The 13,923-nt window shown below is 61.6% G+C and carries 13 protein-coding genes; 7 read left to right on the top strand and 6 right to left on the bottom strand.

Annotated elements, in window-relative coordinates:
* The first annotated feature begins 70 nt into the window (after window positions 1–70).
* The 5 genes from EOL43_RS08255 to EOL43_RS08235 are packed head-to-tail and all read left to right on the top strand — an operon-like array spanning window position 71 to window position 5,445.
* On the top strand, window positions 71–739 hold the full coding sequence (locus EOL43_RS08255; protein WP_133487412.1) for an SURF1 family protein: 669 nt from the start codon (window positions 71–73) through the stop codon (window positions 737–739).
* Window positions 740–753: 14 nt separating this feature from the next.
* Complete coding sequence (thrC, locus tag EOL43_RS08250) at window positions 754–2,145, top strand: threonine synthase (RefSeq protein WP_133487410.1); 1,392 nt, start codon at window positions 754–756, stop codon at window positions 2,143–2,145.
* Window positions 2,142–3,404 (top strand): M16 family metallopeptidase, encoded by a 1,263-nt coding sequence (locus EOL43_RS08245; RefSeq protein ID WP_133487408.1) that lies wholly within the window; start codon window positions 2,142–2,144, stop codon window positions 3,402–3,404. Before thrC ends, EOL43_RS08245 begins: the two co-directional genes overlap by 4 nt.
* Window positions 3,404–3,988: a GNAT family N-acetyltransferase gene (locus tag EOL43_RS08240; RefSeq protein ID WP_133487406.1), complete on the top strand. Its 585-nt coding sequence runs from the start codon at window positions 3,404–3,406 to the stop codon at window positions 3,986–3,988. Before EOL43_RS08245 ends, EOL43_RS08240 begins: the two co-directional genes overlap by 1 nt.
* Before the next feature lie 47 nt (window positions 3,989–4,035).
* Window positions 4,036–5,445 (top strand): FAD-binding oxidoreductase, encoded by a 1,410-nt coding sequence (locus tag EOL43_RS08235; protein WP_240686498.1) that lies wholly within the window; start codon window positions 4,036–4,038, stop codon window positions 5,443–5,445.
* Between the two features lie 209 nt (window positions 5,446–5,654).
* On the opposite strand, the gene EOL43_RS08230 is transcribed toward EOL43_RS08235, so the two are convergent.
* From EOL43_RS08230 to EOL43_RS08220, 3 genes are read right to left on the bottom strand one after another with little or no spacing between them, the layout of a single operon-like run.
* The gene (locus EOL43_RS08230; protein WP_133487404.1) at window positions 5,655–6,185 is read right to left on the bottom strand and encodes an adenine phosphoribosyltransferase; all 531 of its coding nucleotides are present in this window, start codon (window positions 6,183–6,185) and stop codon (window positions 5,655–5,657) included.
* Window positions 6,182–7,210: a DUF418 domain-containing protein gene (locus EOL43_RS08225; protein ID WP_133487402.1), complete on the bottom strand. Its 1,029-nt coding sequence runs from the start codon at window positions 7,208–7,210 to the stop codon at window positions 6,182–6,184. Before EOL43_RS08225 ends, EOL43_RS08230 begins: the two co-directional genes overlap by 4 nt.
* The gene (locus tag EOL43_RS08220) at window positions 7,207–8,076 is read right to left on the bottom strand and encodes an S-methyl-5'-thioadenosine phosphorylase (protein ID WP_133487400.1); all 870 of its coding nucleotides are present in this window, start codon (window positions 8,074–8,076) and stop codon (window positions 7,207–7,209) included. The genes EOL43_RS08225 and EOL43_RS08220 overlap by 4 nt, the downstream gene beginning before the upstream one ends.
* 193 nt (window positions 8,077–8,269) lie before the next feature.
* Between EOL43_RS08220 and EOL43_RS08215 the strand changes: the two genes are divergently transcribed.
* Window positions 8,270–9,865, top strand: a complete 1,596-nt coding sequence (locus tag EOL43_RS08215; protein ID WP_420867505.1) for a SulP family inorganic anion transporter — start codon at window positions 8,270–8,272, stop codon at window positions 9,863–9,865.
* Between the two features lie 38 nt (window positions 9,866–9,903).
* Here EOL43_RS08215 and EOL43_RS08210 read toward each other — a convergent pair whose 3' ends face one another.
* Window positions 9,904–10,509 carry a flavin reductase family protein gene (locus EOL43_RS08210; RefSeq protein ID WP_133487397.1) on the bottom strand — a complete coding sequence of 202 codons (606 nt, stop codon included), beginning with the start codon at window positions 10,507–10,509 and terminating at the stop codon, window positions 9,904–9,906.
* An 81-nt stretch (window positions 10,510–10,590) separates the two neighbouring features.
* Between EOL43_RS08210 and EOL43_RS08205 the strand changes: the two genes are divergently transcribed.
* Window positions 10,591–11,091: a GNAT family N-acetyltransferase gene (locus EOL43_RS08205; RefSeq protein ID WP_133487396.1), complete on the top strand. Its 501-nt coding sequence runs from the start codon at window positions 10,591–10,593 to the stop codon at window positions 11,089–11,091.
* 18 nt (window positions 11,092–11,109) lie between these two features.
* On the opposite strand, the gene EOL43_RS08200 is transcribed toward EOL43_RS08205, so the two are convergent.
* Both EOL43_RS08200 and ptsP read right to left on the bottom strand, forming a co-directional pair.
* A complete protein-coding gene (locus EOL43_RS08200) occupies window positions 11,110–11,481 on the bottom strand; it encodes a hypothetical protein (protein WP_133487395.1) in 372 nt (123 codons plus the stop codon).
* A 190-nt stretch (window positions 11,482–11,671) separates the two neighbouring features.
* Window positions 11,672–13,918, bottom strand: coding sequence for a phosphoenolpyruvate--protein phosphotransferase (ptsP, locus tag EOL43_RS08195; protein WP_133487392.1), 2,247 nt, complete (start codon window positions 13,916–13,918; stop codon window positions 11,672–11,674).
* Between the last annotated feature and the right edge of the window lie 5 nt (window positions 13,919–13,923).

Raw genomic sequence — 13,923 nt, 5'->3', positions numbered from 1 at the left:
GACCTGCGATTAGTCCTAATCAAGGGCGCGAGGGGAAACCCTCGCGCCTTTCTTTTTTCGGATCCCTGCCATGCGCCACGCCATCACCATCATCCTGTCCCTTGCCGTGCTGGCCCTGTTCATCGGGCTGGGCACATGGCAGGTGCAGCGTCTGAAATGGAAAGAGGGCGTACTGGCGGAAATCGACGCGCGCATTGCCGCCGAACCGGTGCCGCTGCCGGAAGGGCCCGACAAGGAGCGTGATACGTATCTGCCCGTCGTGGTCAGCGGCACATTTGGCGACGGTACTCTGCGCGTGCTGGTCTCGACCAAACAGGCCGGCGCAGGTTATCGCCTGATCTCGCCTTTGTTGACTGATCAGGGTGCGATCCTGATCGACCGCGGCTTTATCCGCGTGGCGGACGAGATGCCGCCGGTACCAGACGGTCCGGTCCAGATCGAAGGCAACCTGCATTGGCCTGATGACCGCCGTAGCTCGACCCCCGACAATGACGTTGCAGGCAATACGTGGTTTGCCCGCGATCTGCAGCAAATGGCCGACACTTTGGACACGCAGCCACTGTTGGTGATCACCCGTCAGATGACCCCAGCCGAGCCCCGCGTTCTGCCGCTGCCCGTCACCTCCGAGGGCGTCCCCAACCGCCACCTTGAGTATGCAGGCACGTGGTTTTTGCTGGCGCTCACATGGTCGGTGATGACACTTGCCCTGCTATGGCGTAAGAAACGCCGAAACACCTGAAGGACTCACTTTCGATGCGCTATATCTCGACCCGCGGCGACGCACCTGTTCTCAGCTTTGAAGATGCCATGCTGACCGGCCTTGCCCGTGATGGTGGCCTCTATGTGCCTGAAACTGTGCCGACCATGTCGAAAGACGAAATCGCCGCGCTGGCTGGTCTGTCCTATGAGGAGATCGCCTTTCGCGTGATGCGCCCCTTCGTGGGCGACACCTTCACCGACGAAGAGTTTAAAGACATTATCGCCAAGGCTTATGCAGGTTTCGGCCACGACGCCCGCGCGCCCTTGGTGCAGCTGGGTCCGAACCATTTCCTGCTGGAGCTGTTCCACGGCCCAACATTGGCCTTCAAAGACTTCGCGATGCAGCTGATTGGTCAGCTGTTCCAAGTGGCGCTCAGCCGCCGTGGCGAGAAGGTGACCATCGTGGGCGCTACCTCGGGCGACACCGGCTCTGCCGCCATCGAAGCCTTCAAGGGTCTGGACGCGGTCGACGTGTTCATCCTGTTCCCGCATGGCCGCGTATCCGAGGTGCAACGCCGTCAGATGACCACGCCGTCGGAAAGCAACGTGCATGCGCTGGCCGTGGACGGAGACTTCGACGATTGCCAAGCCCGACTGAAGGATATGTTCAACGATTTCGACTTCCGTGATGGTGTGAAGCTAGCGGGCGTGAACTCGATCAACTGGGCGCGCGTTCTGGCGCAGGTGGTATATTACTTCTCGTCCGCAGTCTCGCTGGGCGCGCCGCATCGCAAGATCAGCTTCACCGTTCCGACGGGCAACTTCGGTGACATCTTCGCGGGCTATATCGCCAAGAAGATGGGCCTGCCCATCGACCAGCTGGTGATCGCCACCAACCAAAACGACATCCTGCACCGCACGATGGAGACGGGCGCCTATACCAAAGCGGGCGTCACGCCCTCGATCAGCCCGTCGATGGACATTCAGGTGTCTTCGAACTTTGAACGCGCACTGTTTGACGCCTATGGCCGTGACGGCGCGGCTGTCGCCGGTCAGATGGATGATCTGAAAGACGGCGGGTTCTCGATCAGCCAAGGCGCGATGGAGTTTCTGCGTGAACAGTTTACCTCGGGCCGTGCCTCGGAAGACGAAACCATGGCGCAGATCAAGACCAGCTTTGCCACCACCGGCGAAGTCCTCTGCCCGCACTCGGCTGTTGGCGTGAAAGTGGCCGAAGAGCATCTGGACGACAGCCCGATGATCACGCTGGCCACTGCACACCCGGCGAAATTTCCGGCCGCTGTGAAAGACGCCTGCGGTCAAGACGCGCCCCTGCCGCCGCGCATGGCTGACCTGTTTGACCGCGACGAGCGTGTGACCCGCGTGGCCAACGATCTGGACGCGCTGAAAACGCTGATCATAGAACGCAAGGCTGCCGCTGAATGAGCGTGCGTCTGGATCGCCTGTCCAACGGCGTACGCGTCGTGACCGAGCACATGCCGGGGCTGGAAAGCGCCTCACTCGGCGTGTGGGTCATGGCGGGTGGCCGTCACGAAACGCAGGCCCAGAACGGCATCGCGCATTTCCTTGAGCACATGGCGTTCAAGGGCACCGAAAAGCGCAACGCGCTTGAGATTGCCGAGGCGATCGAGGGCGTGGGTGGCTATATCAACGCCTATACCTCGCGCGAAGTGACAGCATACTACGTGCGTGTGTTGAAAGACGACGTGGCGCTTGGGCTCGATGTGATTTCGGACATCGTGCTGAACCCGGTTTTTGACACGGGCGAGATCGAGACCGAACGCGGTGTGATCCTGCAGGAAATTGGGCAAGCGCTGGATACGCCCGACGATGTGGTTTTTGACTGGCTGCAAGAAGCCGCATTTCCCGACCAGCCCATCGGGCGCACCATCCTTGGCCCGTCCGAGCGCGTGAAGTCCTTTGGCCGCGGTGACCTGTCGGGCTTTGTCGGGCAACACTATGGCCCTGAACAGCTAATCCTGTCGGCCGCTGGCGCGGTGAACCACGACGAAATCCTGCGCCTTGCCGAAGCCGCGTTCGGCGCGCTGGCCCCACGCCCCGTGCTGGTGCCGGACACCGCCCGCTGGACCTCTGGTGCGCGGGTCGAGGTCAACAACACGCTGGAACAGGTCCATTTCACGCTGGGCTTCGAAGCACCCTCGTATCGCGATGACGGGTTTTATGCCGCACAGCTCTTCAGCTCGGCCCTTGGCGGCGGCATGTCCTCGCGCCTGTTCCAAGAAGTGCGCGAGAAACGTGGGCTGTGCTATTCGATCTTCTCGCAGGTCGGGTCTTATGACGATACCGGCATGATGACCGTCTATGCGGGTACGTCGGGCGATGACATCGCCGCCCTGTCGGGGCTCTGCATTGACGAGATGAAACGCGCCGCCAGTGACATGTCTGATCGCGAGCTGGAGCGCGCGCGGACCCAGATGAAGGCCGGCCTTCTGATGGGGCTCGAAAGCCCGTCGGCCCGCGCCGAGCGTATGGCGCGTCTGGTCGGGATCTGGGGTTACGTGCCAACGCTGGCCGATACGGTCGAGAAGATCGAGGCCGTCACCCTGCAAGACCTGCGTGATTTCGGAGCGTCTTTAACGAACAGCGCCATGGCGATGGCGGTCTATGGCCCGGCAGACAAGGCCGAGCCGTTGGAGGCTCTGATGGAAAGGCGCGCTGCCTGATGTTCGCGCGGCCCAAGAAGGTTCGGATCGAAACCGAACGGATGACCATGCGCCCGCCCATGCATGGCGACTATCGCGCATGGGCCGCCCTTCGGGTCGCCAGCCGGGACTTCCTGACACCTTGGGAACCGACATGGGCGGCCGATCACCTGACCCGTAAAAGTTTCACAAATCGCGTTTATTGGGCCAATCGTTCGGTCACAAGCGGCACTGCGCTTCCACTTTTCATGTTTCGGCGTCAGGACGACGTGTTGCTGGGTGCGCTGACACTGGACAACATCCGCCGCGGGCCGTCGCAGGCAGGGACCACAGGATATTGGATCGGCGAACGCTTTGCGCGGCAGGGCTATATGCGCGAAGGGCTCGAGGCGCTGGTGCACTACGCCTTCAACGAATTGGATCTGTCGCGGCTCGAAGCCGGGTGTCTGCCAGAAAACGCCGCCTCGCGCGGGGTGCTGGAAAAGGTCGGCTATAAATACGAAGGCGTGGCGCAAAGCTATCTTCAGATCAACGGGCGCTGGCGCAATCATGTGCTCTATGCCAACCTCAGATCGGACCGGCGCGGGCGCACACACGTGGGCTAAGCCGCGCTTGGTGATCTGTCTGTGAACCACAAATTAGGGAGCGTGACGTGAGATCTGTCGATGCAGCCATCGAAGCGAAATTGCGTGCGTCCCTGCCGGACGCAGCCTTCCGCCCCCTGACCCCGGCCTATTTGGAAGAACCACGCGGGATGTTCCAAGGTGCCGGCGGATTGCTTTTGGCCCCCGGCTCGGTCGATGAGGTGTCCACCATCCTGCGCCTCTGCAACGACGTCCGCGTCCCCGTCGTGCCCTTTGGCGGCGGCACCGGGCTGGTGGGTGGGCAGGTGATGCAGGACGACCGCCCGGTGATTCTGAGCCTTGAACGTATGACCCGCATCCGCGCCGTCCATCCGACCGAGAACGTGTTGGTCGCCGAAGCCGGGGCCATCTTGGCGGATGTTCAATCCGCCGCCGAGGGTGTTGATCGTTTGTTCCCGCTGTCTCTGGCGTCGGAAGGCTCGTGCCGCATTGGCGGCTGCCTGTCGACCAATGCGGGCGGCGTGAATGTGCTGCGCTACGGCACCGCGCGCGAATTGTGTCTGGGGATCGAGGCCGTGCTGCCCGACGGCACCATCCATCACGGTCTGAAGCGGCTGCGCAAGGACAACACCGGATACGATCTGCGCGCGCTTCTGTGCGGGGCAGAGGGCACGTTGGGCGTGATCACCGCCGCCAGTCTGCGCTTGTTCCCGCGTCCCGCACGCACCGGCACCGCGCTTCTGTGTGTGCGCGACCCATCCGCCGCTTTGGACCTTCTGGCACTGGCGCAATCCCAACTGGGGCAGGGGATCAGCGCATTCGAGTTGATCAAGGGCACCGGGTTGGAGTTCCTGACCGAAGCCGGTCTTGGCGGGCCGCAACCCTTTGCCAAACCGCCCGCGTGGTCCGTTCTGATCGATCTGGGCCTTGGCCCGTCAGACGACCCAGAGGCCGCGCTTCTAACACTCTTTGAGGCGGCTCAAGGGGCAGACTTGGTGTCCGAAGGCGTTATCGCACAATCCCAATCCCAACGCGCTGCCCTGTGGAAGTTGCGCGAGGAAATACCCTTGGCGAACAAAGCGGTAGGGGCCATTAACTCGCATGACATTTCACTGCCTCTGTCGGATATCCCGGCTTTCCTGAGGCGCGCAGATGATGCCCTCGCCGCCCTCGGCCCGTTCCGCGTAAATGCGTTCGGGCATCTGGGCGACGGCAATTTGCACTACAACGTCTTCCCGCCAGCGGGCGAAGACAAAGCTGCCTATCTGTCCCAACGCGATGCCATTCGCGCCGCGGTCTATGATCTGGTGGCTGAACACGACGGATCCTTCAGCGCCGAGCACGGCGTAGGTCGCCTGAAAACCGACGTGCTTGCCCGCTACGCAGATCCCGCCCGCCTGGCTGCCATGCGTGCAATCAAACAGACGCTCGATCCAAACGGGATCATGAATCCCGGCGTGTTCTTTCCACCTGATTGAAACCTCTCCCCTTCCACTTGCCAGAAATACCTTGGGGGAGCGCCAAAGGCGCGGGGGCAACGCCCCTCAGGCTCACATCGTGAGCCACCAGCAGCAATGAAAACGCCCCGCCGGGTAAGCGGGGCGTTGCACTATAGTCACGTGCTCAAGCAGCGCCCGGGCTCCGACCGGGCAGGAACAGCTTTAGGGGCGAATGGTTAAGCGAGGGTTCACAACCCTTCGAATTCGCACAAAACATCGACGCCCATGCCAAGCTCTTCCAGCTTCTTGCGCCCGCCCAGTTCCGGAAGGTCGACGATGAAGGAACAGCCTACGATCTCGCCGCCCAGTCGTTCGATCAGTTTGATCCCAGCCTCGGCCGTGCCGCCGGTGGCCAGCAGGTCATCGACCAGCAGCACTTTCTCGCCCGGCTGAATGGCGTCGTCATGGATCTCCATCACAGCCTCGCCATATTCCAGCGTATAGGCTTCCGACAGGGTGGCGCCGGGCAGTTTGCCCTTTTTGCGGATCGGCACGAACCCCAGCGTCAACTGGTGCGCAATCGCGCCGCCCAGAATGAAACCGCGCGCCTCAAGCCCAACGACCTTGTCGATCTGCATCCCGGCATAAGGGTGCAGCATCTGGTCCACCGCCATGCGAAACCCGCGCGGATCGGCGAACAGAGTGGTCACATCGCGAAACAAAATCCCTTCATGCGGGAAGTCCACGATGGTGCGGATATAGTCTTTGACGGATTTCATGTTTTTCCCTCTGTGATCAGACGCATGATGGCCTCGAGCGGCCCGCGTTTGAACTTATGCGACCACAGCCAACTGAACAACGCGGCAAATGCGCAATAGGTGATCGAGATCCAGAAAATCTGCATCGGCTGGAGCGACCCGTCGAGCCGTCCCAGCGCCTCGAGCGTGCCCATGCCGATCAGGATATGCGCGACATAGTGGGTCAGGGTCTGGCGACCGGCGACGATCATCGCATCGCACAGGCGCCGAAAGATGGGCAAAGCCAGCAAGACCGGCGTGATGAGCAGCACAGCACCCAAGATTGCCACGGCAGTGGCTCCGCTCGCCAGCATATAGAGCGGCCCCGCCGGAACCGGCTCGGTGCTCATCAGGGCCCCAATCTCAGGATCGTGGATCAGGGCCGCACTGGCTTGATGGGCCGCGACAGCTACCAGCGCGCCGCCAAGTACCATGCCGATCTGAACCGTCCAACGGCTAAGCTTCAGTCGCCCCAACCACATGCCCCACAGCAGGAACGCCGCCCACGGAAAGACCGGATGCCAGCCGTTGAACAGAGAGTGACGCAGGAAGCCCTCGATCGTCCAGAAGTCGTGGTAGGAAAGCATGGCCCAGTTCCAACCTCGGTCGAAATCCAGCATCAGCTGTGCCACGAACCCGACGAGGATGAAGCCTGCGACGCCCAATAGAAGGCTGTTGTTTGACCGGCGCATGAACGCCATCGCGACAATGAAATAGAGCGCATAGAAATGCAGGATGTCGGCTTCGAAGATCAGCATGTTCAGCATGCCGACGACGAACAGGAAAAGCGCTCGGCGAAGGGTCAGGTGCCACGCAGGTTTTCCAAGGCTGGCCCCAACACCTGCCAACACAACGAACAGGGCTGCGGCGCGGCCCTCCAAATTGTCGGTGATCAGCGACCCGATATCCGAGCCTCCGCTGACCTCGGCGGCCAGACGGAAGTTCACCAGAACCATGCCGACGAACGCAAGGTATCGCGCAATGTCGACGCCGTTCAGACGGTTCACAGCACCCGACCCGCAATCGCGTCCAGCTTTTCCAGAAGCGCGGGATCACGTTTTTCGGGGGCGGTCATGATCGCCATGTCCAGAGCGCGGTCGCAGCCATGGGGGCAGGGGGCACGATCTGCGCCCAACAGTGCGGGCAGTCCTGCCACCATCCGTTTGGCTTTGTCGCCATTGCCGGTCAGCGTCGCAATCACCTGTGCCACGTCGACCTCGTCATGGTCCGGGTGCCAGCAGTCGTAATCCGTCACCATCGCGACCGAGGCGTAGCAGAGCTCGGCCTCGCGGGCGAGCTTGGCCTCGGGCATGTTGGTCATGCCGATTACATGCGCCCCCCACTGGTCGCGATACATCCGGCTTTCCGCCAGTGTCGAGAACTGAGGCCCCTCCATCGCCAGATAGGTTCCGCCCTCATGCACGGTGACCCCCGCCGCGCGGGCGGCGTCTACGCAGGCCGCAGACAGGCGCGGGCAGGTGGGATGGGCAAAGCCCACATGGGCCACGCAGCCCGATCCGAAGAAGCTTTTTGATCGTGCGAATGTGCGGTCAATGAATTGATCTACAACGACAAAATCGCCCGGCGCCATTTCTTCGCGAAACGACCCGCAGGCCGAGACGCTGATCACATCCGTGACGCCCAGCCGTTTCAGCGCATCGATATTCGCACGGTACGGCACATCCGACGGGGAATGCACATGCCCCCGTCCGTGACGCGGCAGAAAGGACATGGCGACGCCGTTCAAACGGCCCGTCAGGATCTGGTCCGACGGTGCGCCCCAAGGGCTGTCCACATCCACCCAACGCGCGTCTTCCAGCCCGTCCATCTGATAGATGCCCGACCCACCGATGATCCCAATATGCGTGTCCATGCCTGCCTCCTGTTCTGCTTTGGCCGCAGCCTATCGCGCGCATTGCCGCCACGCCATGCAATAGTTGCAGGGCAGCAAGTCATCTGAGGCATTGCCCGACAGGCCCGAAGCCGTTAGACAGCGCCATCGCGAACAATTCCCCATATGAGGTGACCCCGTGGCCCGAGCCCTTCTGGCAAGCTTTGCCAATCGTATCGAACGCCCTGATCTGCGCTTGTCGCCGAACGATGATCTGACGCCGTCGCGGATCAAAACCGAGCTTTTGTCGGGCCTGACCGTGGCCCTGGCCTTGGTGCCCGAGGCCGTTGCCTTCGCCTTCGTCGCGGGCGTCCACCCGCTGGTGGGCCTGTATGCGGCCTTCATGGTTGGCCTGATCACTGCCGTGATCGGCGGGCGTCCCGGCATGATCTCGGGCGCAACCGGCGCGCTGGCCGTTGTGATGGTCGCTCTGGTCGCCGAACACGGTGTTGAGTACCTGTTCGCAACCGTTGTTTTGATGGGGATTTTGCAGATTTTCGCGGGCGTGATGCATTGGGGTAAGTTCATCCGCCTTGTGCCGCACCCGGTGATGTTGGGCTTTGTGAACGGTCTTGCGATCGTTATTTTCTTGGCGCAGATGACCCAGTTCAAGGAACCGGGCAATCCCGATGCCTGGCTGTCGGGCGCGTCGCTTTACATGATGCTGGGCCTTGTGGCTCTGACCATGTTGATCATCTGGGGGCTGCCGAAACTGACCTCGTTCATCCCGGCACCGCTGGCCGGGATCGGCGTTGTGGCTGGGCTGGTAATCGCATTTGGCATCGACGTGCCGACTGTTGGAGACATGGCCTCGATCAAAGGCAGCCTACCCAGCTTCCACAATCCGTTCGGCACGGGCGAGGGGCTGTATGGCACCGCACTGGCGCCCTTCACGCTTGAGACGCTCTGGATCATCCTGCCTTACGCAGTGATCCTTGCCGCGATTGGCCTGATTGAAAGCCTGCTGACCCTGAACCTCGTAGGCGAGATGACCGGTCAACGCGGAGGCGCGTCGCAAGAGTGTATTGCGCAAGGTACCTCGAACGTGATCACCGGCTTCTTCGGCGGTATGGGGGGCTGTGCCATGATCGGTCAGTCGATGATCAACGTGCGCTCGGGTGGCCGTACCCGCATCGCCGGCATCGCCGCTGCGCTGTTCCTGCTGCTGTTCATCGTTGTCGCTTCCAGCTGGATCGAGATGATCCCGCTTGCCGCCTTGGTCGGTGTGATGTTCATGGTGGTGATTGGTACCTTCGCGTGGAACTCGCTGAAGATCCTGCGCCGCGTGCCGCGCACGGACGCCTTCGTGATCTTGCTGGTAACCGCTGTCACCGTGGCGGAAGACCTTGCGGTTGCTGTTGTGGTGGGTGTGATCGTGTCCGCTCTGGCCTATGCTTGGAACGCCGCTGCGCGCATCCACGCGGTCACCCGTGAAGAGGACGGCGCCAAGGTTTATGACGTGGAAGGCCCGCTTTTCTTCGGCTCGTCAGACGGGTTCATTGAACTCTTCGACGTGAAGAACGACCCTGATCTGGTAGTGATCGAATTCGCCCGCTCGCGCGTGGTCGACCAATCGGCCCTGCAAGCGATCGAGGCGGTGGCTGCGAAATACGAAGCGCTGGGCAAGAAGGTGCAGCTGCGCCACCTGAGCCGTGACTGCCACGACCTGCTGACCAAGGCGGGTCACCTGATGGTCGACAGCGATGACGACCCCGATTACGAGGTCGCCGTGGACTATTCGGTCAAAACCGGCATTCTTGGCGGACACTGACAAAAAGGCGCCTTCGGGCGCCTTTTTCATGTCTGACGTTATTCGCCGGGGCGTTTCAGTGTGAAACTGTCGCGCACGACGGAGTAATCGCGATACCCCAACCGCGCCAAGGGCCGCGCGCGGGTAATGTCGAAGATCCCGTCGACGATACAGTCATCCCGCATATGGATCCCGGTTACCTCTCCGAAGCAGACGTAATTGGCGTCGCCCGGTAGTTGCGTGATCTGCGTCAGTTTGCATTCAAGTGCGGCAGGGGCGGCGGGCAGTCGGGCGGCGTCGATGGTTTCGCATGCGACCCGCTCCAATCCGGCCTCGTCGATCTCGTTGATCTCGCGCCCGAAACTGGCAGCGCTGATATTCATCGCATCGGTCAGCGCTTCTGACACCATGTGGACACAAAACACGCCGGTCTGGCGGATGTTGTCCAGCGAATCCTTACCCATTTCCCGATCCGCCTTACCCGAGGTCGTGGCGAACATCACCTGCGGCGGATCATAAGCGACCCCGTTAAAGAAGGAATAGGGGGCAAGGTTGTCGCGCCCATCCGCATCGCGCGTGGTGATCCAGGCAATTGGGCGCGGGACAATCAGGGCGTTGAACGGGTTATGGGGCAGCCGGTGCCCGTTTTCGGGTTTGTAGAACACTGGCTTATCCCTTCCGTTTCATAGCCTTGCCGTGATAGCAGGAACCTAAAGAGAAGCCAAAGGCAACACGAGGGCAGGCAGCTGTATCATCTGTCTCAGGAAACGCAGGAAGATTGGTGGGAGGTCGAGGCCCTCTATGACCTGTGCTTTGCGCCCGGGCGCGAGGCGCTGTCATCCTATCGTCTGCGCGATAATGTGCCGCCTATTCCGGAGCTGTCCATGGTGGCCCGTGACGCAGACGGCGTTCTGGCCGGGGCGATCCGCTATTGGCCCATCGCCATTGTCGGAGAGCACACGCACAAAGCGCTGTTGCTGGGACCGGTGGCCGTGCACCCCACCCGTCAGGGCGAAGGGTTGGGCGGCCATCTGATCCGTCAAAGCCTTGGACGGGCGGCCGAACTGGGTTGGGATCGTGTGATGCTGGTGGGGGATGCGCCCTATTACCAGCGGTTCGGATTCACCCGTTTAGAGGGGGTAGTGATGCCGCCGCCCACCAACCCTGACCGGGTTCTCGCCTATGATCAGGACTGTGGGTCGTGGCGTGGTGTGGCGGGTGATGTTCGTAGGTTTGACGACGCCTAGCGCGACGCTGGAGGCACCTTAGCGAAAGGTGGGTTGGTTCCGACGCACCGATGTGAATACACAAAATGTCGTAGGCCGGGCCTGCGCGCCGAGGGTTTGTCGCGCCATGCGCTCTAGCCGCTGTTGCCAGTAGGGGGACTGCCGATTGTATGACAGGGGGTGCCAGATCCGCTGGGCGCGCGCATCGCGTGATTGATCCAACTGCCATTGACGCGAGGGGGCAGGCAGCTTGGGGGCTGTTATGGTCAGGACGCCCATTCCAATGACGGCAAATCCGGCGAAAACGGCGTAGGCCGCGAAGGCAGCAAGCGGCCCAAGCCCCTGCGAAAACGCCGTGACGGCGGCGATGGAACCGGTGAACACTCCAGTGACGAGTACACGAAACAGCATGGGTCTCTCCTTTCGCGGGCGGTCCAGGCAATGCGCCGGAGGACAAGCCGCAGTGTGATCTTCCAAGGTACGTGCGGTTCGACTGGCCCGGTCATGGGGATCGAAGCGCCCGCGTCGCTGTTCTACGATTGTTCTAATTGTCTGAAGATTTTCCTAACCGGGCGTGTGGCTGGTCGAAACGGACTGTTTCTTACACTGCGTTTTCCGCCAGCCACGCCTTCACCGTTGGACGGACCGATTGCTCACCCGACAGGCGTGCAGCGTCGATAAGTTCGCGCAGGTCATCCAGATTAGTGCGTCTTATCAAGCTTTTGACCGGTCCGATCGAGGCAGGCCGCATCGACAGATGCCGCATGCCAAGCGCTGCAAAGCACACTGCTTCCAGCGGTCGGCCTGCATCCTCGCCACAGAAACTGAGCGGCGTTCGCGCCGCGTCGCAACGGGTCACGATCTCTTCAATCAGGTTCAGGAAAGACACGTTCAGCGTGTCATAGCGCCGCCGCACGCGTTCATTTTCCCTGTCTGCCGCATAGAAAAACTGCTTCAGATCGTTGCCGCCGATCGAGATAAAATCAGCCATCTCGAAAAACTGCTGCGGGGCAAACACCATCGAGGGCGTCTCCAGCATCGCGCCGATCTCGACCTTCTCGGGCAGGATATGTCCTAGCGCCCGTTCGCGTTCGATCTCGGCCAAAAGCATTTCGCGGGCATCTCGGAATTCGTCCAACTGCGCGATGAATGGGAACATGACAGTCAGGCGGCGCCCAGCAGCGGCGCGGATCAGCGCCTGCAGTTGCATCCGCATGACCCCCGGTTTGTCCAGCCCAACGCGGATTGCGCGCCAACCTAAGGCGGGATTAGGTTCGTCCAGCGGGTTCATATAGGGCAGCACTTTGTCCGACCCGATATCGAGCGTGCGGAAGGTCACCCGCTTTCCTTTCGCGGCATCCAACACGCGGGCATAGGTCGCGGCCAGATCACCCCGGCGCGGTACACGGTCCACGGTCAGGAACTGTAACTCGGTGCGGAACAGGCCCACGCCATAGGCGCCCGAGCTTTCCAGCGAGGGCAGATCGGCCATCAGGCCCGCATTCATGTGCAGCTTTACCTCGGTCCCGCACAGGCCCATCGCAGGCTTGTCGCGCAGGCTTTGATAGCGTTCCTGCTTCGTGGCCTCCATCGCCATCTTGTCGCGGAAAGCCGAGATAATCGTGTCCTCGGGGCGCAGGTGGACCACACCGTTTTCCCCATCCACAAGGATGTGGTCGCCGTTCAGCGCCTCGGTCGCGATGTGCCCCGCCTGAATGATCAGCGGGATCGCGAAGGCGCGCGCCACGATCGCGGCGTGACTGGCGACCGAGCCTTCTTCCAGCACGATCCCCTTCAGGCCACGCCCATATTCCAGAAGCTCTCCCGGCCCAATATTTGTGGCGATCAGGATCGGGTTTTCTGGCATCTCGGCCCCGGTATCTTTGCCCTGTCCGGTCAGGATGCGCAGCAGGCGGTTCGACAGGTCGTCCAGATCATGCAGCCGTTCGCGCAAGTAAGGGTCCGGCACCTGGCTCATCCGCGCACGCGCGGCGGATTGTTCTTTTTCAACGGCTGCCTCGGCGGACAGACCGCGCGAAATGTCTTCGGCCATGCGCCGCATCCAGCCCTTGGAATTGGCAAACATCCGATAGGCTTCCAGAACCTGCATCTGTTCTTTGTCGGTGGTCTGCGCGTTTTCCAGCATCTCGTCCACCGAGACGCGCAGCATGTCGACCGCGTCATTCAGGCGCTTCAGTTCCACATCCGGATCATCCGCCACCGGGTTGGTCACCACCACACGCGGTTCGTGCAGCCAGACATGGCCCTCGGCCGCGCCTTCTTGTCCGATCCCGCCCTTGAAGGTGGCAGGCCGCTGGTGCAGCGCACCCATCGCCTCGCCTTCGCCGACGAAAGCGCCCAGCTCGGTCATTTCGGCCAGCACCATGGCGACCACTTCGATGCCGTAGATCTCGTCCGGCGAAAAGACCCGCGGATCCTTCGATTGAATGACCAGCACGCCCAACTTCTCGCCCAGACGCTGAATGGGCACACCAAGGAAGCTGGAGTAAATCTCTTCCCCCGTTTCCGGCATGTACCGGAACCCGCGTGCCGACGGGGCGTCTTCCGTGTTTACCACCCGGCCCGAGCGCGCCACGCGCCCCACAAGTCCTTCGCCCACACGCAGACGGGTCTGGTGTACAGCTTCAGCTTTCAGACCTTCAGTCGCACAGAGTTCAAGCGTTTCGGCATCCCGGAACAGATAGATCGAGCACACCTCGACCCCCAAGCTTTCCGCAATCAACGAGGTAATACGGTCCAGCCGCTCTTGCCCTTCGGACGCTGCCGCAAGGGTTTCGCGCAGGCTGACCAAAAGCTTCCGGCTGTCGCTTGTCTGGCTTTCTGCCATGTTAC

It is taken from the genome of Aliiroseovarius marinus (assembly GCF_004360145.1).
GTDB lineage: Bacteria > Pseudomonadota > Alphaproteobacteria > Rhodobacterales > Rhodobacteraceae > Aliiroseovarius > Aliiroseovarius marinus.
The sequence above is the reverse complement of the archived record's forward strand: the minus strand, read 5'-3'. Positions and strand labels throughout refer to the sequence as shown.